The sequence below is a fragment of the Compostibacter hankyongensis genome, assembly GCF_039541075.1.
Lineage (GTDB): Bacteria > Bacteroidota > Bacteroidia > Chitinophagales > Chitinophagaceae > Compostibacter > Compostibacter hankyongensis.
Genome location: NZ_BAABFN010000004.1, coordinates 285,480 through 308,974 on the forward strand (window position 1 = coordinate 285,480; position 23,495 = coordinate 308,974).

The following is a 23,495-nucleotide window of genomic DNA, read 5'->3' on the forward strand; positions in this document are numbered from 1 at the left end:
AAATGAAGCAAACAACCGCTTATCTTATCATCGATGTCGGTACCGGAAATGTGCGTGTAGCCGTTACCGGTACCGACGGAACACTGCTGTACCTGGAACGGGAAAACGTGATCTATGAAAAAGATCACTTGTATCCCGATGCCCTGGGTTTTGATCCGGACGGCTTGTGGAAGCAGATCACCGGAATGACGCAGCGCGCTTTAAAAGCTGCGGGCGGAGTAACGATAAAAGCCGTTACGGCTACGAGCCAGCGGGAGGGTATTGTGCTGATCGGCAGGCAGGGCGAGTCGTTGACCGGCCTGCCCAATCATGATCACCGCGGTCGCGAGTGGGAGGGGCGTATTGCGGACAAGGACCGGGTATATGACCTTACGGGGCGTTATCCCGGATCGCTGTTTTCCGCGATGAAGCTGGTCGCCATACGGGAACGGCGCCCCGAGTTATGGGAAAGATGCGCCACCTTTCTGAGCATCAGCGACTGGGCCCAGTACTGTCTCACCGGTATCGCGCGCTATGAACCTTCGCAGGCCTCCGAGACCTTGTTGTATGATGTGGAGCAGCAGCGCTGGTCCGATGAGCTGTGCGCCGTTTTTGATATTCCGGCTGCCCTACTGCCGCCGTTGCAGCGTTCCGGAACTGTGCTGGGGAAGGTTACCGCAGAAGCCGCCGCCGCATTGGGTATTTCTGCGGAGACGCCCGTAGTGGTCGGCGGAGCCGATACCCAGATGGCTATCCGGAGCACGCAACCTTCGGTAGAGGATATCGTCATTGTATCCGGCACCACCACTCCCGTAGTCAAGATCATCAGGGACTATACGCTGGACGGGCAGCAACGGACCTGGACCGGCCGTCATACGGTGTCGGGCGAGCTGGTGCTGGAAACGAACTGCGGGGTTACGGGATTGAACTTTCAGCGGCTGAAAGCCATTTTCTATCCCAACGAAAGCTATGCCGTGCTGGAACAGGAGGTGCGGGATATCGGCGAATCGGCCTGTATGGCCTCGCTGGGCTCGCTGCTCGCGGGAGAAAAGACGCCGCTGAACCCCGCCGGCTTCCTGCTGCCCGTGCCCCTGGCGCAGGAGCTGACCCGCGCCGATTTTGCCTGGGCGGCCCTCTGGGATATTGCCTGCTGTGTCCGCGAGAATTTTGACCGGCTCTGCGAGGTTACCCCTTATCCCCTTGATTATGTCTGGGGTTGCGGAGGCGGTTTTCAAAGCCGTCTGCTGGCGGAATTTATTGCCGGACTTCTCGGAAAGCATATCCGGTTGCGGCAGGGATATGAGCAGGCCTCCGTGGCCGGCTGTGTGCTGACCTGCAACGAAGCCCTGGACCTGCATCGCGAAGAGGAGCTGCCGGTGACGGAGGTGGCACCCCGGGGGCAGGAACGCTATGCTGCGCGGTATGAACGTTGGAAAAAGGCCCGGCAATCGTTCCGGAAGATGGCAGATTAAGGTGAAGGGCAAAAGGTAAAAGATAAAAGGCTTCGTGTGTTATGACTTTTTAGTGGTCTCAGTTAAGGCTTTGCTATGATGTGCTGATCAATTTATTATTATCAAATCACCAAATTACCAAATCATCAAATCAATCAGAAACCCGGTCTATTTCCTGGGTGTGGATATCGGCACCCAGGGTGCCCGTGTGGTCTTGACCGATGCAGAAGGAAAAGTTGCCGGCAGCCGGGAGGAGGCTTTCCCGCTGAATGCCGGCAGCCGCGAGGAGCAGTCGCCCCGGCATTGGTGGGAGGCCAGTCTCCGTTGCCTGGAAGCCCTTGTGGCGGAAGTGAAGGGGCATGTTAACCTGCAGGATATACGGGCGTTGGCGGTCACTTCCACATCCGGTACCGTTATTCCGCTGGATGCGCAGCATGAGCCGCTTCACCCGGCCATTATGTACAGCGATAAGCGCTCGGTACAGGAAGCGCAGATCTGCCGGAGCATGGCGGAGCGTTATCATCCTGACGGCTATACCGGTTTTAATACCTCGAGCGGCCTCCCGAAAATGCTCTGGTGGCAAAATGCCCATCCGGAAACCGTACCCCGGCTCCGGAGCTGGGCGCATGCCGCAGATTATATCACCGGCAGGATCAGTGGCCGCTGGGGGATTACGGATTATACCAATGCCTTGAAATCCGGCTACGACCTCCGCCGGCTGGAATGGCCTGCCTACCTCTGGGAGCAGCTTCCCCTGCAAAGGTCGTGGCTTCCCGAAGTGGTGCCTTCGGGTACACCGGTAGGCACTATCGATGCCGCGCTTGCCGCCCACCTGGGGCTGCCCGGAACGCTGACGGTAACGGCGGGAGTAACAGACGGTTGCGCCTCACAGATGGCTTCGGGAGCGGTGAGCCCGGGTGACTGGAATACCACCATCGGCACCACGCTCGTCATCAAAGGCGTCACCCGCAAGGAGATCCGGGACCCGGAGGGTGTATGGTACAGTCACCGCCATCCCGACGGGTACTGGATGCCCGGCGGAGCCAGCAATACCGGTGCGGACTGGATCAGCACCGGGTTCGGGAACAAGCTGCCCTCCGCAGAAGAGCTGGCCGGAGTAACGCTGCCTACCGGGGAATTGGCGTATCCCCTGCAGCAGGAGGGAGAACGGTTCCCTTTTCAAGCCCCTTCGGCAAAGGGTTTTTTTCCCGAAAGCTTGTCCCCGCTGCTGCACTTTGTGGCCGGGATGGAAGGAGTGGCTTATCTGGAACGTTATGCTTACGAACGCGTCGCGGCGCTTTCGGGCGAAGCGGTGAAAGCCGTATATACTGCCGGGGGCGGCAGCAACAGCCCCGTCTGGCTGCAGATCCGGAGTCAGGTGCTGAACCTCCCGCTTTATAAGATGGAGCAGGTGTCCGGCGCCGCCGGCGGTGCCATCCTTGCGGCCTCCCGGACCCATTTCGGTTCCCTGCAGGAGGCGGCAAAGGCCATGACCCGCGTTGAGAAGGTCATCCGGCCGGAACCCGGCCCTGCGGAGGCCTATGATAAAAATTACCGTAGGTTTGTGAAACGGTTACAGGAAAAAGGATATATACACTGAGCATGCTGGACGTTTATTTGCTTCGCCATGGCGAAACACCCTGGAATGCGGATGGCAACCGCTATTGCGGACGCACCGACCTGCCCCTGACCGCAAAGGGGATCGGACAGGCGCAGACTGTCCATGAGCAGCTGAAGCATCATGCTTTTGATGACGTATATTCATCTCCGTTACAAAGGGCGCGCCATACGGCCGAGATCGTGTCAGGCAGGGCCGCTGTCCGTAACGATACGCGGCTCATCGAGGCAGGCTTCGGGGCATGGGAGGGAAAGACGAGGGATCAGTTTATAGCCGAAGCCCCGGAGCTCTGGGAGGCATGGAACCGGGATCCTTCCCGGGTGAGGGCCGGTGGCACCGGCGATACAGCGCTGGAGGTGGTGATGCGTACGGAAGCTTTTTTTTCTGATCTGCTGCGGCAGCATCCCGGAGGGACAGTGCTGGTGGTAGCCCATAATACGGTGAACCGGCTATACCTTTGTCACAAGCTGGGGATGCCCCTCCGGAATTACCGGATGCTGGTGCAGGACAATTCCACCATTACCCGTTTCCGGCTCGATGATGAAGGCGTATTGACCCTGAACCTGCTGAACGGGTTTCTGGTTTGAGGTTTGATTTGGAAATTTGATGATGTGCCGATTGTTCATCATCAAATGATCAAATCGGCACATCATCAAATCAAAAAAGCCTTTCGCCCTTTACCTTTCGCCTTTTACCTCTCTTACACCAGCGGCTGCTTTCCGCTCTGTCGGAAATAGTCGAGCTTCACCTGAAAGATATGCCCCATCTTGAAGGCCCTGTTCTTGGCTTCGTCGGCCAGGGGGCCTTCGAAAAGCTCGTCCGTAGTCTGGTTAAAAAGAGAAAGCCAGCGTTCGAAGTGCGGCTTTTCCAGCGGCAGCGGGGCATGCTTGGAAAAAGGATTGCCGGTATAGGTATGCTCTTCCAGCAGGATCGTTTGCCAGAAACGGTACATGATATCCAGATGACGGTCCCAGCGGTCTCCGATAGCGGCTTCGAAAACCGGCCCCAGCAAAGCGTCCTTCCGCGCCCTGTCATAAAAGCTGTCCACCAGCAACCGGACGTCGGCCATATTTTGAATATCCTTTTTCATGATTCCGGACAGGATGATGTAAGTCCATGTGTCATTATCCTGTGCCGCACAAAGGTACAAAATTTACCCGCGCTGCCGGCCGGAGCTCGTTGCGGTGAAATAAGATACAGAGAGAAAAAATGACGGCAGAACGCTGCTATTCGAGCGTGCTGATGAGGGGGAACAGGACAAACGTTTTCAGGTACAGCTGCTCCTGAAGCCGGTGGTCATATGCGGCCACTTTTTCCTGCAGGAGATCGCTTGTGCCTGACGTGGTGTAGTGGTAGATGTAGGTGCGGACAGATGTCCAGTATTGGCTGATCTGCTTGTAATCGATCCGTATGTTTTCGAAAGCCCTTACGATGCTGCCAAATGGGAACCGGGGAAGGGGCTTGTTTTGGGTACCCGCGTTGAGGTACTCCCGGATGCAGGGGTACAGCACCCCCGCTTCCTTTTCCTGAAGCGACTGCAGGGCCATGTTAAAAGAAGACACGTACTGGGCAATTCCGACCAGGTGGGTATCGGCAGTCTGGTCTTCCCGGATCAGCTCCTCCAGCCATGTCTGCAAGCCGGCCAGGTCCTGAAACAGCAGCTGGTCGAGCTGTGTAATATGATCCAGCAGTACCGAGGGTGTCCAGCTATGGTATTCGGGCAGCCCTGTTGCCGTCGTTTCGGTAAAGGGAAGCATCTCTTCCCACGTCTCCGGACACCACTGGTTTTTCTCCCGCTCATTCCGGAGCGCCGTTTCCAGTTTCCGGGCCCGGGTAATGGCCAGACCCTCCCTTACCGGATGGGGTTGTTCAAAAAAAACTATATTACGGGTAGTTATCATCTATGATTATTTTATCCGCCTGGAGAGCTATATTGCAAGCACAATGCCAAATATTTTTTTGCAAAGTGCAAAAAACGGGCGCAGCGCAGGTCCCGTAAGGCATTCCCTGCCGCGTTAAACCCGTCCGGACGACGCTATGGGATACAAGATGGTGTCGCAGGCTTCGAAGACCGGAACGTTAGACCCTGCCCGGACCGGCACCCAGGAGGTGTGGGAACCGGTGAGAATTTCAAAGAAAAAAACATGGAAACAGCCATGCAATATGCCCCGGGATGGCCGGGGATCCCGCCGCGCTGGAACAGCAGCAATAAAAGCGGGGTCGGCACTTCGCTGAACCGTTCCAGCGAAATATGGTTTACAACGAGTCACGGTATCCTGAACGAAGTGTTTTATCCGCGGGTGGACATTGCCTGTATCCGGGATATGGGTTTCCTGGTGGGGAACGGGAAGGATTTTTTTTCGGAAGAAAAGCGGCATACAGTCTCCAGGCTTTCTTACCCGGTGCCCTCCGTTCCGCTTTATCATTTTACCAACACCTGCCGGCAGGGGCGGTACCGGATCGAGAAAACCATACTCACTGACCCTTTCCGCAACAGCCTCCTCCAGGAGCTGAAGTTCATCCCCCTCGAAGGAAAGCGGGAAGATTATCAGCTGTATGCGCTCCTGGCGCCCCATATTATGAATGCCGGCTGGGGCAATACCGCCTGGTACGGGGAGTATAAAGGTACCCCCATGCTGTTTGCCTCCCGCGACGGGGCGGCGGTGGCGCTCTGCTGCTCCGTGCCCTATCTCCGGCGTTCGGTCGGTTTTGTCGGCAGCTCCGATGCCTGGCAGGACATTTCGGTGAACAAGCGGCTCACCCGCCTGTACGAGCGGGCGGAGAACGGGAACGTGGCCCTCTGCGGGGAAATTGACCTGGCCGCTGCCGGCGATGCCCCCTTCCTGGTCGTGACCGGCTTCGGGCGGAACGCCCATGAGGCCGGTCAGCGCGCCCTGGCCAGCCTTTGCGACGGGTTTGAAAAAGCCAGGGACCAGTATGTCCAAGGATGGCAGGAATGGCAGTCCGGCCTGCTGCCCCTTCCTGCGGGAAAAAAGGCGGAACACGACCTGTACCGTGTAAGCACTGCCGTGATCCTTTCCCACGAAGCGCCCCAGTTTCCCGGCGGATTCCTGGCCAGCCTTTCGGTACCTTGGGGCACTTCCAAGGGAGACGACGACCTGGGCGGGTATCATCTGGTATGGCCTCGGGACCTGGTGGAGACCGCCGGGGGCCTCCTTGCCGCCGGGGCCGGCCGGGAAGCGCTGCGGGTGCTGGATTACCTGCGGGTGACCCAGGAGGCGGACGGGCACTGGCAGCAGAACATGTGGCTGGACGGCACCCCCTACTGGCAGGGGCTTCAGCTGGATGAAACCGCCTTCCCGGTCGTATTGCTGAACCTGCTTTGTCAGCAGCAGGTGCTCGCGCCGCCGGCTACGGCGCCTTACCTGCCGATGCTGCGGCAGGCCATCCGTTTTATCCTGCGGAACGGCCCCTGCTCGCCCGAAGACCGCTGGGAAGAAAACAGCGGCTATTCTCCCTTTACCCTCGCTACGGTCATCACCGCCCTGCTGGCCGCCGCCGACCTGCTGGAGGCTACCGACGGCGAGGCTGCCGCCGCTTATCTGCGGCATATCGCCGATGCGTGGAATGAAATGATCGAGTCATGGACCTATGTCAGCGATACGCCCCTGTCCCGCTCGCTGGGCATCTCCGGCTATTATGTCCGCATCGCTCCTCCGGATGTGGACGGCACGGACGGATACGACCAGGAGATGATCCTCATCAAAAATCTCCCGACCAGCGAGTACGTCAATGCGGCAAGGATCGTCAGCCCGGATGCCCTCGCCCTGGTCCGCTTCGGACTCCGCGCCGCAGACGACAAGCGCATTACCGATACCCTGGTTGCCATCGACGCCCTGCTGAAGGTAGAGACGCCTTTCGGGGACTGCTGGCACCGGTACAACGAGGACGGCTATGGCGAGCATGCAGACGGTGCTCCCTTTGACGGTGCCGGCACAGGCCGGGCCTGGCCCTTGCTGACCGGCGAACGCGCGCATTATGAGCTGGCCGCCGGTAACCGGCAGCGTGCAGAAACCCTGCTGGAAACGATGGGGCTTTTTGCGGGAGAAGGCGGCATGCTGCCCGAGCAGATCTGGGACGCTGCGGCCATACCGGAGCGCGAGCTGTTCCCGGGCCGCCCGGCCGGTTCTGCCATGCCCCTCGTGTGGGCGCACAGCGAATATATAAAGCTGGTCCGCTCGCTGCGCGACGGCCGCGTGTTTGACCTGCCCGAGCAAACCCGGCGGCGCTATCTGGAAAAAGGGCAGAAAGCGCTCCATACCCTGTGGAGATTCCGCTACCCGGTAACCCGGGTGGAGAAAGGAAAGATACTGCGGGTGGAAGCGGGCGCTCCCCTGCAGCTGCACTGGAGCGTGAACGCATGGCTCGATCCCCGGGATACGCCCGGTACGGACAGCGGCTGGGGAAGATACTATGTGGACATCCCTACCGCCGAGCTGGAGAAAGGAACGGAAATCTTTTTTACCTTTTTCTGGCCGGAAGCCAACCGCTGGGAGGGAAATGACTTCTGCGTCACCGTCGTTTAATACACAGACGTACCGGGACGGGTTGCTGAAAATTTTCTTTAAGCAGCCAGCAACGACTTCCGGCCCCTTTTTAAGAAAAAGAAGAAAAAAAGTTATGAGAAATCGATTTAGCATTCTATATTTGATTGCATGATCGTCTTAAGGCGATTGTTTTTTCAGATGGAGCAGCTGATTTCCGGAACATGCTCATCAACCCATGTGGCGGAATACAAGTGCTGCCTATCTGAAAAACGAGTGAATATGAAATGCTTTGACCATTGATGTAAAAAGCTTTTTCTTCATCCGAAATCTCGATCCATGAAATGCCAGCTTTACTCCCCGTGCTCGTGTATTCAGGAGTTCCCCTGTTTTGCTTTTTCACAACGCTTCTTCAACACGCTCAGGCCTCCCGGAAACACCGGCTCGCTTTCGTGCTCCCCATGAATTCTTCTTATTATCTGTAGACCTTTCCGGAGGTGCATCCGCCGGGTAATGTATCCCGGTTTGCCGGCTCAGGCTGAAGCATAGCCGGTCCATAAAGAACAGCACTAACTATATCTGGTAAAAGTTGTACGCGGAAGCGATGCTTATGCTAAGCCGCTGCTGCTAAAAAACACATGCATGCGATTCCTTTACCTTCTCCGCACCAAGATGGTTTTGCCCTTTGCGCTGTGCCTCCTGGCCCAGGGGACGCTCTTTGCCCAGCAGAATGAATCTGCGGCGGATACCGCCCAGACCCCCGAGGCCGCGGATACGCTCAAGTGGCTGAAAAAAATTCCCTTGCAGGAACGGGATACCGTCGGTTATTTTCCGAACAACGAGCTGTTTCTGCACAGCAGGGGAGCGGTTTCCAAAGCCGATATGAATGAGCTGGACAAGATGCCCTACACCAGTGTGGACCAGATGCTGGTAGGCCGCGTGAACGGCGTGGATGTACGGAACAATACCGGGGAGCCGGGAAAGCGTGTCAGCGTTTTTGTCCGGGGGACCTCGCGGCTTTTGTTTAAAAACAGCGACCTGTTCTATGCCCAGCCCACCTTTGTGGTAGACGGGGTGCCCATGATCCTCGACCACCCCTTTGCCTACGATATACAGGGATACGACTTCAACCGGCTTGGAACCGAGATCAACCTGCTGTCGTTCCTGGACCTCAATGATATCGAAAGCATCGAAGTGCTGAAAGACTTTTCCGCCGGCGCCAAGTACGGACCCAACGCTGCCAACGGCGTCATCAACATTACCACCAAAGGTCCCCGTTCGGGCAAAATGCACGTATCGGTAAACGGCTATATCGGGTATTCCCTAAAACCCCAGATAGAGCCGGTCAATGCAAAATTCGAACGGGATTTCCGGCAGCAGTTCTATGAGAAATATGCTACCGACGACCAGCTGCGCGCTTTCCCCCGTTACCTTTCCGACTCCACCAAGCTGGCCTATTTCGGACCGGCCAACTGGGACGATCTTTATTACCGCAATGCCTGGAGCAACGGCATACAGGCTTCTGTGGACGGCGGTACCCGCCTGGCCAATTTCCGGTTCAGCCTGAACCATGCCGCCCAGCAGGGTGTAGCGGATGAAACCGGCATGCAGCGTTACGGGCTGAACTTCGGCATCAACATCATGCCGGTGCGCAACCTGCTGCTGACCACTTATATTGCGGCGGCCACCGTGCACCAGGACCGCAGCCGCTGGATCCGTGACCGTATCGGCGATGAGGATTACCTGCTGAACCTGGAAAACCCGCCTTCTCCCAACAAGGATTTCCTGTCTCAGTATTATAAGAACGTGGGCAACGGCATTAACAATAACCGCAACAATTCCGTGCGCGCCCTGGCCAACGCCCAGTATCGCATAGCCGGCGGGTTTATGATCAACTCCCGCCTGGGGATCGATTACGGACAAAACTTCCGCGATCTTTTCATCCCCACCACCATCAGCGACGGAAACAATTTCGTATCCAACTTCGACGGGCTGAACCGCCGTCTGACGCTTGATAACAGTATTGCCTATACGAAGAAGACAAACAACGGCCATGCATTCCAGGTGACCCTGGGCCAGTACGACCAGTGGGATAAATGGCGCTACGACTTCGGGAAAGCTTACCGCGGCAACAGCGATTATATCAAGATATACCAGCCGGGAAATAACGACAACCACCAGGGGGCTTCCAATAATCTCCGGCTCACGGCCAACTATAAGGACTATACGCAGAATATCCTCGCTTCCTTCTACGGCGACATCGCTTATAATTACCAGGGAAAATATTTTCTCGATGTTTACCTGCGTGAAGACGGCAGCTCCAATGTGCCCAAAGCCAACCGCTGGCTGTTTTCGCCCACCGTGTCGGCAGCCTGGAAGATATCCAGCGAGGATTTCCTGAAAGACAACCCCCTGGTCGGCAACCTGAAGCTGCGGGCCAGCTGGGGACGGGTAGGCCGCACCTTCCTCGACGAATACTACAAGGACGGACCCATCTATAATGTGGACGTAGGCTGGGACGGCACTCCGGACATCTCTACCTACAATGCATTCCCGGCCATAAATGCCGCCTTTGGCACCGGCTATGTCAGCCCGGACATTACCTGGGCTTATGTGGAGCAGGGTAATATAGGATTGGATGCCTCCTTCTTCCATGACCGGCTCGGCGTACAGGTGGATTTTTATTCCAAAACGGATCATAACCTGCTGCTGAAGGTGCCTACTGTAGAGGAAGAGGGCTATACCGGGATCATCGAAAACGGCCTCTCGATACGCAACTATGGCTATGAAGTCACCCTGAGTGGCAGCCTCGTGCAGGGCGACGACTTTGGCTGGGATGCTTCCCTGACTGCCTATTCCAACCAGAATGAGCTGAAGGCGCTGCCCGGCGGGCTGACCGACCTGGTGGTAGACGGGCACCGGCTACTCGTGGGTAAGCCGGTGGACCGTTACTGGGTGCTGATCAATGAGGGCATCTATAATAGCGACGCCGATATTCCGGTGAACCCGCAAACCGGCAAAGGACTTTCTTATAAAGGCATTCCCCTGCAGGCCGGCGACCCGAAATGGCAGGACCTGAACGGCGATTATGTCATCGACGACCAGGACCGCGTGATGCGCGGCAGGCTCTCTCCCGCGGTGATGGGCGGATTCAGCACTACCCTGCGCTACCGTCAGCTTCAGCTGAACCTGCTGTTTACCTATGCTTTTGACCGGAAGGTGATCAACCAGTATATGGCCGACCGCTTCGACTTTGTCAACCGGGAAGGCGTGGATGATATCAGCGGCGTTAAGGAAGTCAACTTCTGGTCCAAAGAAGGCGATTACAGCCTGTACCCGCTTTATAATCCCTGGAGTCCTGTGGATCCCTACCAGGCGGATCAGACCCTCTTTCTTGAGGACGCTTCTTTTGTAAAGCTCCGCGGGGTAACGCTGACCTACGACTTTGGCAAAAGCCGTTGGCTGCAGCGCTCCGGCATCGAGGGCCTGCGTGTGTACGGCACGGCCAACAACCTGTGGACCGGTTCCAAATACAGCGGCGGCGATCCCGAAGCGGTTGACTTTTTCGGGTATGATCAGGGCTATTACAATATGCCCGCCCCCCGCAGCTTTACCCTTGGTTTTAATTTTCAGTTTTAGTTCAAAAATTGCAGCTCATGCGTAACCTTTCCGCCCTGACCATAGGATTGATCCTGACGGCGATGGTCTGTTCCTGCAACAAGATGCTGGATGTCCCATCCAAGCGTGCGGTAAGCGAAGAAAATATGTGGCAGAATAAAAATGATGCCCTGGCCGCTACCGCCGGGTGCTATGCCATGATGCGCGCCGCCCTGCTCAACGAGAATGCTTACTGGGTATACGGAGAGCTGCGCGCGGGCGACTTCACCGTCACCAGCCGGGAAGATCTCCGCGATGTGACCGAGAACAACCTCCAGTCCAGCTACCCGGCCATGGGCCAGTGGCGCGACTGGCGGCGTTTCTATGCCGCCATAGCGCAGTGTAACCTGGCCATAGCCCGGTTGCCCGAGGTGCCGGAGCGGGATTACCGGTATTCGGTCAACGCCATGGAGCTGGACCTGGCCCAGGTAAGGTATATCCGGGCCTTCCTGTATTACTACATCACCCGCGTATGGGGCGATGTTCCCCTCATCACCGAGCCCTCCGACGGTACCTTTCAGCCCAAAGCCCGGGAAGACCGGAAAAAGGTGCTGGACTTCGCCGCCAGGGAGGCGCTGGACTGCGCGGACGGGCTGCCCTGGAAATACGACGGCACCTTCCCCGAAGCCCCCGGCGACTATCGCGGACAGGGCGTAAGTCATCATGCCAGCATTTTTATCACCAAAGGCATGGCCTATACCCTGGCCGCGCATATCTATGCCGAGAACGGAGAATACGACAAAGCCCTCCTGTATATCAACCAGGTGATCAACAACCAGAGCCTTACCGGGTACGGCTTCGTGTCCACCTCCGATCTCAGCCGGCTCGACGGCACCTTCCGGGGCCGCGGTTTCAGCAATATTTTCCAGGTAGACATGAACTTCGACCATGCGGAAATATCCACCACCGGCCAGCTGGAAGACTGGACCCTCCGCGAGCCGGATATCCCCAAGACGCAGTCTGAGATCTATGTCTCCAAAGACAGTATCCTCGCCATCTACAACGAGCCTTTCGACGAACGGCCCAGCTTCTTCTTTACCCAGATGGAAACGGTCGACCCGGTATTCTATAAGGTCAAGCAGCTGAATGCCGAAGTCAAGAACCCGACCCTGCGACGCTACTCCTCCGCCATTGTCATATTCCGGTATGAAGAGCTGTACCTGCTGCGTGCCGAATGCTTTGCACGGCTGGGGCAGAACGGGGATGCCATCGGGGCGCTGAACGATATGCGCGGCCGCCGTAAGCTGCATGCCGTGGACGGATCCCTGAGCGGCGATGCGCTGCTGGATGCTATTCTGCAGGAACGCCGCCGGGAACTGATCGGGGAAGGCTGGCGCTGGTTCGACCTCGTGCATTTTGGAAAGGTGCCCCAGTTCTCCACCCTTTCCGAAACCGATGTGCAGAATGGGGCGGGTTACTGGCCCATCAGCCAGGAAGCCCTGACGCAGAATAAATTGCTGGTACAATCTAACTACTGGAAATAAGTCCTGACTATGGTTACGCAATCGATAAGCAAAAAGCTGCTCCTGCTCGCGGGGATCTGTCTGCTCGCCCTGCAGGCCTGCCAAAAAGATAATGAGTTCCGGAATGCCAAGCCGGTGCAGGAGGTGGGGCTGAATTCATACGACTTCCTCAGCCAGCAGCAGGGGCTGTACGACACGCTGCTTTACCTGCTGCGGAAGACCGGGCTGGACGAGCAGGTGAAAAAGGAAGCCGTTACCTTTTTCGTGCCGCAGGACTTCAGCATTTTTGCGGCCATGGACAACCTGAACTACAACCGGAAACAACGCGGCCAGCAACCCAACTGGACCCTGGACAGCATCCCGGCAGCCGTATGGGATACCCTGCTGAGCCGTTACCTCGTAAAAGGGATCATCAACTCCGATTCGGTTGATCTGGCCGATGGGGTAACGCTGAACACGCTGGCCGGCCATGCCATGAATGCCCGTACCGTACATGTGAATGCTTCCGGTATCGAGGACGGCGGACCCATCCTGATCCAGTACAACGATATGAACGACTCCCGCTTTATCCGGGACTGGGTGCCCGCCACCACGCAGACCGCCGACCTGAAGACGCAGAACGGGGAGATCCACGTGCTGGATACCAAACATATCTTCGGCTTTAATTCCTTTATCCGGCTGGCGCTGCCCCAGATACCCTATAAGGGCGAGCCCCGCGCCATTCCCGGCGTGATCGAGCTGGCCGATTACGATCTCGGCGGGGAAGGGCTGGCCTATCACGACAATGACGTGTCCAACAACGGCAACCAGTACCGCGGCGAATCGGTCGACCTGGAAGTATCTTCCGAAGGAGATTACGATGTGGGCTGGACGGCGCCGGGCGAATGGATATCCTATACCGTGAATGTAGCGGAGACCGGCGACTACCTGGCGGTAGTGCGTATCGCCTCCCCGAACGGGGGCCGCAATTTCCACCTCGAAGTAGACGGGGTGGATGTCACCGGTTCCATGGAAGTGCCCAATACGGGTAACTACCAAAGCTATACGAACGTATCCCGCGTGATACACCTGACCAAAGGCAAGCACATCCTGAAGTTCTTCGAGGATACCGGGGCGTACAACGCCACCAAGATGACCTTTACCAAGCTTGCCGAACCGCTGCCCGCCCCTTATTCCGGGACGCCTGCGGCCATCCCCGGCACCTTTGAGGCGGCGGATTACGACAAGGGAGGGGAAGGCATTGCCTATCACGACGATAACCCGGCCAACACCGGTCCCGGCGTATACCGGACCGACGAAGGCGTGGATATAGAAAACGCCTCGGAAGGCGGCCATGATATCGGCTGGACCGTAGCCGGGGAATGGCTGATCTATACCGTAAATGTGGCCGAGACCGGTACTTACAAGGTAGAGACCCGCGTGGCTTCGCCCGGAGATGCCGGCAGGTTCCATATCGAATTTGACGGGGTGAACCAGACCGGGACGCTCATCGTGCCCAATACGGGAGGCTATCAGAACTGGACGGGCGTCACGGCTACCGTGGAGCTTACGGCGGGACGGCATGTAATGCGGTTCTTCCTGGAAAACAGCGGGTACAACCTGCACAATTTCATCTTTACCAAACAATAAGCCGGGTATTAAAATAACCTTTCACTGAAAATATGATGATGATGCATAAACCAGGAAGAGTTGTCGCGGGTGTTTCCGTCGTCCTGCTGCTCGGACTGCTGTCCACCGGCTGTTACGACAGGTTTGTACCGGACAAAAAGGATTACTTCAGCGCAAACGCCAACTACAGCGTAACGAGCTTTACGGCCATACTCGGCAGGACCAATGTCTTTATCAACATCTTCAATGCAGACTATTCCACCCAGCCGTTGGATTTCACCATTGAGAATGTCCGGCATGAGGACAGCAGCGCGGCGCCCGAGCTGCTGCAGCAGGTCGATGCGCGCGAGTGGAAGACCTTTTACCAGGGCAATGAAAAGACGCTTGCGGAGGTCGAAGCCAAACGCTATACCGAAAAGAAGCCGATATTCGAGATCCGCCCGCATTCTGGCGAGCTGTTTTTCTGGAATACGGATTCGTCGAAGGTGAAGCCCGGCACTTATTATTTCGATGTGCGGGTAAAAAACCACGGCGGGGAAAAGGTATTTCATAACCTCGTGCTCAGCGTACGGCGCCCCCATCCTTACGATCCGTATGAATTTGACGACATCACCGGTGAAAGAAAAGAGATCAAGGACGGCGGGGTGACCCATCCCACGTCTTACGGCATGGTGGATGAGCTCAGCCGCCCGCTTCCTGCGGACAGCGTATACATCAGCTTCCGGAAAACGGGTACGGGGAAGACCAATACCGTCAGCTTTATCTTCCTGGACCAGGACTCCGTGCCCATCTCGTTGTCGCATTTCAATACCACCAAATGGGACAGTCTGAAGTATCACAGCAACATGGCCGATGCCGATGTGTATTTCGGCTTCAACCGGAAAATGAATGCCGACAGCACAAAGGTGACCTTTGACATCACCAACCCGTTCCCGGTGCTGGCCGATGTATCTACCAACTGGGATGTTGCGCACATCGATTTTTCGTATAACCGGATATCCTTTAACCATCGGGTGGATGCCGGACTGGGGTTCTCCTTTTCCATTTATGAGCCGGGCAACTGGGATGTGATCTTCCAGTTTCACAAGAATCCAAAATTTGATGATGACTGAGCCATTGAGAAAAATAAATGTTTCCGAATGCCATTCTTCTCGTTTGTAAAATTTTTAGTACCATGAATAAGAGCTACCTTAAGATATGGATGGTAGTGCTGCTGCCCCTGCTGGTATGCGGCGGTATGGTGCATGCGCAGCAAAGCCAGGTTACCGTTACCGGGAAGGTAGTGGATGCCCGGTCGCATCAGCCGCTCCCCGGCGTAAGCGTGTGGAACCCGAAAACCAACAAGGGGCTGGGCGTAACCGACGCTGCCGGCAATTACAGCATCTCGATACCTGCGGGCACCAATATCCAGTTCCGCTTTGTGGGCTACCGTTCCAAGACGGTGAAGGCGGCTTCCGGCAGGGTCAACATTTCCCTTGAGCTGGGCGACCGTTCCCTGAAGGAAGCGGTGATCGTGGGCTATCAGCGGAAGACGAAAGAGACCCTCACGGGCGCCGTATCGGTGATCGGCCACGACCAGATCCAGGATGCGCCCGTGGCCAATGTACAGGACCTGCTGCAGGGTAAGGTGGCGGGTCTGAATATCCAGAACAATACCGGTGCGCCCGGATTCCGGGGTACGGTGTCCATCCGCGGCATCTCCCAGCTGAGCATTTCTGGCAACGGCGACCAGAGCTATCTTGCCACCAACAACCCCCTCCTGGTGATCGACAACGTGCCGGTGGATTACGACGGCGGCTTTTCGCAGGATATGCTGCAACCCGGCGCTGCTACCGGCCCGCTGGCGCTGATCCCCCCGGAAGATATCGAGACCATAGAAGTGCTGAAGGATGCCCAGGCCACCTCGCTCTATGGTTCCCGCGGGGCCAACGGCGTGATCATCATCACCACCCGGAAAGGAAACTCGCCTACCCCCATCATTGATGTGAACAGCAGCGTATTCGTCAACTTCCCGCCCCAGCTGCGGCCTACCTGGGGAGGCAACCTCGAGCGCTGGTACCGCGTGAACAGTATCCTGAACTACAGTAAAGACCTGCAGACGGCGCGTAATATGCTGGCGGCCGACGGCGCCCAGTTCCTGACCGACAGCCTCAACCCCTTTTACAACAACGCCACCGACTGGCAGGGCCTGTTTTACCAGACCACCATCAATACCAACAACAATGTCCAGATCAGCGGCGGGAATCCCAAGCTCAACTACAAGGCCAACCTGTCCTACCAGCTGAACCAGGGTGTGATCAAGAATACCGGCTTTAACAAGTACAGCCTGAACATGCAGCTGAACATGCAGCCCATGCAAAACCTCCGTATCAGCACCCAGCTGTTCGGCGCGCTGGGCCAGAAGCAGCGCGGCAACGGGGGCGGGCTGACCGGCAACGGGGCCGGGGATGCCTTTACCTCCTCGTTGCTGCCGGGACCGGCGCATTTCGTCGGCATCCCCCAGTTCGAAGGCTATGAAAACAACATGGACGACAACAATACGGTCAATATCCGGGCTTTCGTAGACCTGGATTACGAGTTCATCCCCAACTTCCGGATCAACTCCACCACCTCTTATGACTATTACACCGATACCCGCGACCGCTTTAACCAGGCCTTTGCCAACAACAACCAGACCCAGCTCTACGGTTTTGTGGGCCGGCGGGATGAGCTCAACTCGCGGAACGGCATCAACTATAACTTCAACAGCGACAAGACCAATGCGGAAGGGGGACATAACGTGTATGCCAGCCTTTTTACCGAGATCAACGTAAAGACCGACAACCAGCATATCCGCGATGTACGGAACGGTCCCAGCGATTACTATTGGGGGCCGCGGGGATATTCTCCCCGGTTTTACCCGGGTAACCCCTGGAATGACGCCGCCGGCATCAACGACAACGGCACCTCGGTATCCAACCTGTACCACGCACTTTCCTGGGCGGCTTCCCTGTCCTATAACTACAAGACGAAATACAATATCGATCTGGCATACCGGCTGGACGGCAACTCTGCCGCCGGTGTGAACAACCGCTATACCGTAAACCCCTCCATCGGCTTCCGCTGGAACTTCAACAAGGAGCACTGGATGAGCCAGTTCAACTGGCTGGACTTCGGATCGTTCCGTCTGACCTACGGACAGAACAGTCGCGCTACGGCTACCCTCGTCAATTCGCTCGGCTCCTTTAAGACCTCTACCAGCTACAACAATATTCCCGCCATCATCCCGAACCCGGATATCCTGCCGAATCCCTTCCTGCAACCGGAGAAATCTTATCAGTACAATTTCGGAGTGGACCTCGGGCTCTTTAAAAGCCGGCTGGAGATCATCTACGACACCTATTTCAAAAAGACCTTTAACATCGTCCGGGACCTGTATCTGCCCAATGTTACCGGCTTCAACAAGATCCAGCTCAACGGGGCCAGCATCGCCAACTTCGGCCATGAGCTGACCATTACCGGCCGACCCATTGTATCCCCCGATCCCAAAGGCTTCCAGTGGACGATCAATGTGAACGGCGCGTATAACCGGGGCGTGCTCACCCACCTGCCCGGCGATCTCCAGTTCTACCGCCAGGAACAGGGCGCGCCCACCTACCAGGAATTTGCGCTGCAGGTCGGGAACAATGTGATCGCCAACTATATCTACAAAACGCTGGGCATTTTCCAGTCGACCGACGACGTGCCCGTGGACCCGGTAAGGGGCGTACGGTACAAGGCCTTCCGCGGCAACGGCACCAACCAGTACTTCCAGGCAGGAGATGTCAACTGGCTGGACATCAACGGGGACTATGCCCTCGACGACCGGGACGATAACATCCCCACCGGCCGCCCCGCAGAGCCCCTGGTGACCGGCGGTATTTCCAATACCTTCAACTATCGTAACTTTTCTTTGAATGTCTATTGCTCTTATGTGCTGGACCGGAGCATCCTGAACAATGCCCTGGCCGGCCGTATGCGCCGTATGCAGTCCCCGGACCAGCTGAAGATCACCGGTACCGCCGAAGGCCCGGTGAATGTATACGACCTCAGCCTGATCGACTACTGGAAACCCGGCAGCGTGAATGCCAAATATCCCGCGCTGGAGCAGTACTACCATTCTCTGGGACCGATCAATTACCGTCTGGACCAGACCCTGTTCCAGGAAGACGGTTCCTATTTCAAGATCAACCAGATCACCCTCAGCTACAATTTCAGGGATTTCGGCTTTATGAAGCGCTGGGGCATGCGCCTGCTGCGGACCTATGTGACGGCATACAACATCGGCATCTTTTCACCCTATTCCGGGCCGAACCCGGAAACCGTAACGGACCTCGGCAGGGATGATATCAGCGGGTATCCTTCCGCCGCCTCCTTTACCATAGGATTGTCCACTGAATTCTAAACCCGGAAAATGATATGTATATGAAGCTAATCTATAAAATCGGACTGGGTATCGTGCTGCTGACCGGGATCGTGTCCTGCCGGAAGTTCCTGGATGTAAAGCCGATCGACAGCCTGTCCGGGAACGATTTCTGGAAGACCCAGGAAGATGCCCTGCATGCCATCTCCGGAGCTTATAGTCTGCTGCTGGCCAAATTTACGCAGGCGCCCATGTACAATGTAGGCGACTTCCGGCCGGGCAACTGGAACTGGTTTGCCAAGGTAAACCTGATGACCATTGCGGACAATGACCTCAATAACCCGGATATCAACCTGCAGGATAACGCCTCGGCAATCCTGGACTGGTCCGTCTTTTACCAGTCGATCGCCGAATGCAACCTGGCCATCGACCGTATCCCGGGGATTGACGATCCGGGCTTCAGCGAGGGCGACAAACGGGCGCTGGTGGCCGAAGCCCGCTTTATCCGGGATTTTACCTACTTCTATATGGTCCGGCTGTACTCGGATGTGCCGCTGCAGCTGGATCCCTATGATACCAGTCCAAAGCCCCGGGTGGATATGCTGACTGTGCTGGATACCTGCCTGGCCGATCTGGAAACAGCCAAAAACGACCTGCCGGTATCCTATACCGACCCCACCAACCGGGCCGTAAGGGCTACCCAGGGCGCGGCCCTTACCCTGATGGCCAATATCTATATGTGGAAGGCGGGCTTTGACAAGGCCAATCAGAAGGCATACTGGCAAAAGGCCGCCGATCTGGCCAAGCAGGTCATGGACCTCGGCGCTTACCGGCTGGTGCCCTATACCAAGGAAACTTTTCCCGATATCTTTAAGGGCCGTTCCGAGGAAGGAATATTTGAGCTTTCCCTGGACATCAACTACGGGGAGCAGTTTCACGGCCTGATCGCGCAGTGGGTGCTGCACGAACCGATCATTCACAGCAACGGCGCCGTTTACGGCGGGTATGGCAGCGAGATCACTGCGAAGCGGGAGTTCCTGGATCAGCTGTATCCTTCCGGCATTCCCGACGACCGCTTTACCCTCTGGTTCGACGATCCCTATTCGACCAAAAATCCGCAGTCTGCGATGTTCCTGAAGTTCTCCGCCGTATCCAACCCCAGCACCCGGGACTACGATGCCAATTTCATCCTGTTCCGCTATGCGGGGCTCATCCTGCTCCGGGCAGAGGCCCTCGCCGATCTGGGCGACAACGGTCCGGCGATCGAGCTGCTGAACATGATCCGGCAAAGGGCCAACACCCCGCCCTATGTCGGGGGCGGGGGACCGGCGCTCCAGGACGCCATCTTCCTCGAACGCGAGAAGGAGCTGATGGGGGAAGGAGACCGTTGGTATACCCTTATACGGACCGGCCGGATCACGGACCAAAAATGGTGTGAAACCCATCTGACCCAGCAGGAGATGCAGGAAAAGGCCTGGACCTGGCCCATTGCCACCGCCTCTATCCAGGATAACCCGCTGGTCAGCCAGAACCCTTACTGGGCCAAGTAACGACGAGTTTGCAAATGCGCTTTTTTCGGAATGATAAAAATATGGTAATGGTAAAATTTACGGCAATGAAGCCTCTGGATATAACCAAAAAATACGCCTTGCCCTTTCTGTTCGGGATACTGTTGCTGGGCGGCAGCTGCACCAAGGATTATTTTGTAAACGGCGGCACGGCAGATCCGCATTACGACGGCAGCATCTACGACTACCTGGCCAACAATCCCTACTACCTGGATACGGTGGCCTGGGTGGTGGCGCATTCCAGCTATAAGGAGATACTGGAAAAAGACAGCGTCACCTTTTTCTCCTTTACCGACGATGCCATCCGGCAGGCCATGGACGACCTGAATGATGTGCGGTATTACAATGTGGAGGATTCGGTGCACCTCGAAGATATCCCGCCGGAGGTATGGGATCATTTCCTGGGCATGTATATCATGCGGGGGCGGCACCTGGCGAAGGACTTTGCACGGGTGGATCCGTTGAACATCTACGCCTATCCGGGGATCAATTACGTCATGTATAACGGCTATGTCATGAACATCGGGCTGCTGTACCAGGACTATAACGGTGTGGAAGCGGTGGGCGCCCGGATCCTGCAGCTGACCGATATTACTTATGACCCCACCAATTTCCGGAACAACAGCTCCATACGGGTCGCCTCCTCGGACATACAGCCGGTCAACGGTGTATTACATGTATTGAACAACCATAACATTTTTGGCTTCCGGGGTGGCGAATTTGCGCGGGTGGCGGAGCAGAATCTTGTCGCAAGGGGAAAATAGACCCGGCAAATCATTTTAGTATTTTTCAACAGATCGCTATGAATAAAACGGCTTACATTCTCGGTTTTGTGTTGTGCTGCTGCGCCTGCTGGAGCGCCTGTACCAAAAGTGCGGTTTCCACTAACGGGGAAGACCCTTACAAGGACACGGTGTCGCCGGCGCTCAAGTTCAAAGAAAACGGCGTAACCCCGACCCAGTCGACAGTGAACCAGGAGGTGACGCTCTTTGGCGCCGGCTTTGCAAAGAACAAGGACAAGCTCTCCATTTTGTTCAATAACCAACCGGCCGAGATCCTGGAGGTGAGCGACTCTTCCGTACGGGTGAAGGTGCCGCAGCTGGCCGGCACCGGCGCTATTGCGGCCCGGGTGGAAGACCAGTATTTCTTCGGGCCCTTTTTCCGGATACTGGGTCCGCTGTCGATGGATACGCTTTTCCCCAGCTTTCGAGGGGCAGACAACAGCATCCTGGATATCTGTCCTACTACCGACAACAAGTTCATCATCGCGGGTGATTTTAAGAACTATGACAATGCCAATATCGCCGGGGATATCAATCACATTGCGCTGATCAACCGGGACGGCACCATAGACCGTAACAATTTTAAGTATGGCAGCGCACAGGGCGCGATGGGCAGCGTTTCCCGTGTCATTTCCCTCAACAACGGGAAATACCTGATCGCGGGCAGCTTTCTGAATTACGGCATTCATTCCAACATCTCGGGCATTGCCCGGATCAATGGGAACGGAATGCTGGATACCGTACAGGTGACCCCGCCTTCCGGCAACAAGCAATGGGTTTCTGCCATCAGGGGCGGCGTGGCCGGCGGGATCAGCGAAATGCATGTACAGTCCGACGGCAAGATGATGGTGATTGGCCCCTTCCGGTATTATGTGACCACAAATTACGACCTGACTTCCGAGCTCGGCCAGGACTCCACCCACCTCGACTCTACGCTGATGTATTATATTGCCCGCCTGAACCAGGACGGCACCCTGGACTCTTCTTATCACTACGACCTGGTAAATCACCGGGGGAAGGAAACGATCAACGGCTCCATCAATTCCTCCATACTGCTGCCGGACGACAAGCTGCTGATCGCAGGCAGCTTTACCAAGTACGACGGTAAAGAGGTGCACCGCATCGCCCGGCTGAACCCCGACGGCAGTCTCGATCCTACCTTTAAGAGCTCACCGGGAGCGGATCTGCCGATCATCAGCCTAACGGAACAGCCGGACGGAAAGTTCCTGGTGGTGGGCGCCTTCAACACCTATGACGGAAAGCCCCAGAAGCAGATGGTACGCATCAACGCGGACGGCAGCCTCGATCCGACCTTCCATACGGCCGGTACGGCCGACGGCTTTCTCCGCCGCGCCGATGTGATGCCGGGAGGAGAGATCATCGTCAGCGGCCTTTTCCGGACCTACGGCAATATAGAACGGAATAATTTCATTGTCCTGAATGCCGACGGAAGCATCCATGAAACCTACAATACCAACGGGGGCATTAACCTGGACAATTCCGGTTCCCTGGGTTTGATTACCAAAATAGTACCGCTGCCGTCGGACCACGCCTTCATCATGGTCGGCGGCTTTACCAAATTTGACTACCGGACGGCCAACCGTATTGTACGCATGACGTATCAGTGAACTTGATTTGACGATTTGATGATTTGGTAATTTGATAATAAAATAATCAGCACATCATCAAATCGTCAAATTATCAAATCAAACCGCCCGGTACCGGTCGATGATCTTCCGTACCAGCTGCGCCTTTTCTTTTAGCAAGGCGTACTTTTTGGCGGCGACCAGATCGGGACTGATCAGGCTGCCGCTCATCCCTACGGCCGAAGCGCCGGCTTCCAGCCAGTGGGTCAGGCTTACGGTAGTGGCCTCCACGCCGCCCGCGGGCATGAACTTCAGGTTGGGGAAAAGCGGACGGACCAGCTGTACGAACTCCGGCCCCAGCAATTCGCCCGGGAACAGCTTTACCAGGGCTGCACCGGCTTTCTCTGCAAGGCCGATCTCCGTGGGGGTCATACAGCCCGGGATCCAGAGCATGTTTTTTTCGCGGCACAACGCGCCGGTTTCCGGCATGGTGAGCGGCGCCACGATAAAATCAGCCTGATAATTGATAAAGGTAGCGGCAGTCTCCGTATTCCAGACCGCGCCCACGCCGAGATACAGGTCCGGCAGCTGCCGCTGGGCGTATTTTTTCAGCAGAATATAGTTTTCCTGTGTGCGGAACCCCTGGTGGGTGAGCTCAAAAACGCGGATGCCCCCTTCATAGCAGGCCTTCAGCACGCTTTTGCAGACTTCCGGATCGTCGTGGTAAAAAACGGGAACGATGCCGGTATCGAGGATCTTTTGCAGCACTATCTTCGGATCGCGTTCTCCTGGCATAGGCTTGTTTTGGAACAAAAGTCGAAAAATATTTTTCAATATCATTTTTTACGGTGAAAAAAATATCAGAACGTTATCTTCGTAGGACGAACCATGGTATGC

The 23,495-nt window shown here is 56.4% G+C and carries 15 protein-coding genes; 12 read left to right on the forward strand and 3 right to left on the reverse strand.

All coding sequences use genetic code 11. From position 1 onward, the window contains the following. The first annotated feature begins 2 nt into the window (after positions 1 to 2). The 3 genes from ABD851_RS10210 (at position 3) to ABD851_RS10220 (ending at position 3,635) form a co-directional block, all read left to right on the forward strand. The gene (locus ABD851_RS10210; protein WP_344978828.1) at positions 3 to 1,451 is read left to right on the forward strand and encodes an FGGY-family carbohydrate kinase; all 1,449 of its coding nucleotides are present in this window, start codon (positions 3 to 5) and stop codon (positions 1,449 to 1,451) included. 160 nt (positions 1,452 to 1,611) lie between these two features. Beyond that, positions 1,612 to 3,030 carry an FGGY-family carbohydrate kinase gene (locus ABD851_RS10215; RefSeq protein WP_344978830.1) on the forward strand — a complete coding sequence of 473 codons (1,419 nt, stop codon included), beginning with the start codon at positions 1,612 to 1,614 and terminating at the stop codon, positions 3,028 to 3,030. A 2-nt stretch (positions 3,031 to 3,032) separates the two neighbouring features. Continuing rightward, a complete protein-coding gene (locus ABD851_RS10220; RefSeq protein WP_344978832.1) occupies positions 3,033 to 3,635 on the forward strand; it encodes a histidine phosphatase family protein in 603 nt (200 codons plus the stop codon). A 113-nt stretch (positions 3,636 to 3,748) separates the two neighbouring features. On the opposite strand, the gene ABD851_RS10225 is transcribed toward ABD851_RS10220, so the two are convergent. Then, positions 3,749 to 4,138: a group III truncated hemoglobin gene (locus tag ABD851_RS10225; RefSeq protein WP_344978834.1), complete on the reverse strand. Its 390-nt coding sequence runs from the start codon at positions 4,136 to 4,138 to the stop codon at positions 3,749 to 3,751. A gap of 136 nt (positions 4,139 to 4,274) precedes the next feature. After that, positions 4,275 to 4,949, reverse strand: coding sequence for a hypothetical protein (locus ABD851_RS10230; RefSeq protein WP_344978836.1), 675 nt, complete (start codon positions 4,947 to 4,949; stop codon positions 4,275 to 4,277). Between the two features lie 243 nt (positions 4,950 to 5,192). Here ABD851_RS10230 and ABD851_RS10235 point away from each other — a divergent pair, with 243 nt between their 5' ends. The 9 genes from ABD851_RS10235 (at position 5,193) to ABD851_RS10275 (ending at position 22,640) form a co-directional block, all read left to right on the forward strand. Continuing rightward, positions 5,193 to 7,595, forward strand: coding sequence for a glucan 1,4-alpha-glucosidase (locus ABD851_RS10235; RefSeq protein ID WP_344978838.1), 2,403 nt, complete (start codon positions 5,193 to 5,195; stop codon positions 7,593 to 7,595). Between the two features lie 600 nt (positions 7,596 to 8,195). After that, entirely contained in the window at positions 8,196 to 11,192 is a 2,997-nt protein-coding gene (locus ABD851_RS10240) for a SusC/RagA family TonB-linked outer membrane protein (RefSeq protein WP_344978840.1), read from the forward strand. A gap of 17 nt (positions 11,193 to 11,209) precedes the next feature. Continuing rightward, positions 11,210 to 12,694: a RagB/SusD family nutrient uptake outer membrane protein gene (locus tag ABD851_RS10245; RefSeq protein WP_344978842.1), complete on the forward strand. Its 1,485-nt coding sequence runs from the start codon at positions 11,210 to 11,212 to the stop codon at positions 12,692 to 12,694. A 9-nt stretch (positions 12,695 to 12,703) separates the two neighbouring features. After that, a complete protein-coding gene (locus tag ABD851_RS10250) occupies positions 12,704 to 14,302 on the forward strand; it encodes a carbohydrate-binding protein (RefSeq protein ID WP_344978844.1) in 1,599 nt (532 codons plus the stop codon). Positions 14,303 to 14,340: 38 nt separating this feature from the next. Further along, positions 14,341 to 15,393: a DUF5007 domain-containing protein gene (locus tag ABD851_RS10255; RefSeq protein WP_344978847.1), complete on the forward strand. Its 1,053-nt coding sequence runs from the start codon at positions 14,341 to 14,343 to the stop codon at positions 15,391 to 15,393. Between the two features lie 62 nt (positions 15,394 to 15,455). Continuing rightward, on the forward strand, positions 15,456 to 18,704 hold the full coding sequence (locus ABD851_RS10260) for a SusC/RagA family TonB-linked outer membrane protein (protein WP_344978849.1): 3,249 nt from the start codon (positions 15,456 to 15,458) through the stop codon (positions 18,702 to 18,704). A 20-nt stretch (positions 18,705 to 18,724) separates the two neighbouring features. Beyond that, on the forward strand, positions 18,725 to 20,212 hold the full coding sequence (locus tag ABD851_RS10265) for a RagB/SusD family nutrient uptake outer membrane protein (RefSeq protein WP_344978851.1): 1,488 nt from the start codon (positions 18,725 to 18,727) through the stop codon (positions 20,210 to 20,212). Between the two features lie 65 nt (positions 20,213 to 20,277). Next, complete coding sequence (locus ABD851_RS10270) at positions 20,278 to 20,994, forward strand: hypothetical protein (protein ID WP_344978853.1); 717 nt, start codon at positions 20,278 to 20,280, stop codon at positions 20,992 to 20,994. Between the two features lie 38 nt (positions 20,995 to 21,032). Continuing rightward, complete coding sequence (locus ABD851_RS10275; RefSeq protein ID WP_344978855.1) at positions 21,033 to 22,640, forward strand: IPT/TIG domain-containing protein; 1,608 nt, start codon at positions 21,033 to 21,035, stop codon at positions 22,638 to 22,640. Between the two features lie 78 nt (positions 22,641 to 22,718). Here the strand turns inward: ABD851_RS10275 and ABD851_RS10280 are convergent, their stop codons facing one another. Beyond that, positions 22,719 to 23,393, reverse strand: coding sequence for a beta/alpha barrel domain-containing protein (locus ABD851_RS10280; RefSeq protein WP_344978857.1), 675 nt, complete (start codon positions 23,391 to 23,393; stop codon positions 22,719 to 22,721). Positions 23,394 to 23,495 lie beyond the last annotated feature (102 nt).

Coding starts and splice junctions, on each gene's coding strand:
- ABD851_RS10210 (WP_344978828.1), top strand. CDS start 3: ATGAAGCAAACAACCGCTTATCTTATCATCGATGTCGGTACCGGAAAT.
- ABD851_RS10220 (WP_344978832.1), top strand. CDS start 3,033: ATGCTGGACGTTTATTTGCTTCGCCATGGCGAAACACCCTGGAATGCG.
- ABD851_RS10225 (WP_344978834.1), bottom strand. CDS start 4,138: ATGAAAAAGGATATTCAAAATATGGCCGACGTCCGGTTGCTGGTGGAC.
- ABD851_RS10230 (WP_344978836.1), bottom strand. CDS start 4,949: ATGATAACTACCCGTAATATAGTTTTTTTTGAACAACCCCATCCGGTA.
- ABD851_RS10235 (WP_344978838.1), top strand. CDS start 5,193: ATGGAAACAGCCATGCAATATGCCCCGGGATGGCCGGGGATCCCGCCG.
- ABD851_RS10240 (WP_344978840.1), top strand. CDS start 8,196: ATGCGATTCCTTTACCTTCTCCGCACCAAGATGGTTTTGCCCTTTGCG.
- ABD851_RS10245 (WP_344978842.1), top strand. CDS start 11,210: ATGCGTAACCTTTCCGCCCTGACCATAGGATTGATCCTGACGGCGATG.
- ABD851_RS10250 (WP_344978844.1), top strand. CDS start 12,704: ATGGTTACGCAATCGATAAGCAAAAAGCTGCTCCTGCTCGCGGGGATC.
- ABD851_RS10255 (WP_344978847.1), top strand. CDS start 14,341: ATGATGCATAAACCAGGAAGAGTTGTCGCGGGTGTTTCCGTCGTCCTG.
- ABD851_RS10260 (WP_344978849.1), top strand. CDS start 15,456: ATGAATAAGAGCTACCTTAAGATATGGATGGTAGTGCTGCTGCCCCTG.
- ABD851_RS10265 (WP_344978851.1), top strand. CDS start 18,725: ATGAAGCTAATCTATAAAATCGGACTGGGTATCGTGCTGCTGACCGGG.
- ABD851_RS10270 (WP_344978853.1), top strand. CDS start 20,278: ATGAAGCCTCTGGATATAACCAAAAAATACGCCTTGCCCTTTCTGTTC.
- ABD851_RS10275 (WP_344978855.1), top strand. CDS start 21,033: ATGAATAAAACGGCTTACATTCTCGGTTTTGTGTTGTGCTGCTGCGCC.
- ABD851_RS10280 (WP_344978857.1), bottom strand. CDS start 23,393: ATGCCAGGAGAACGCGATCCGAAGATAGTGCTGCAAAAGATCCTCGAT.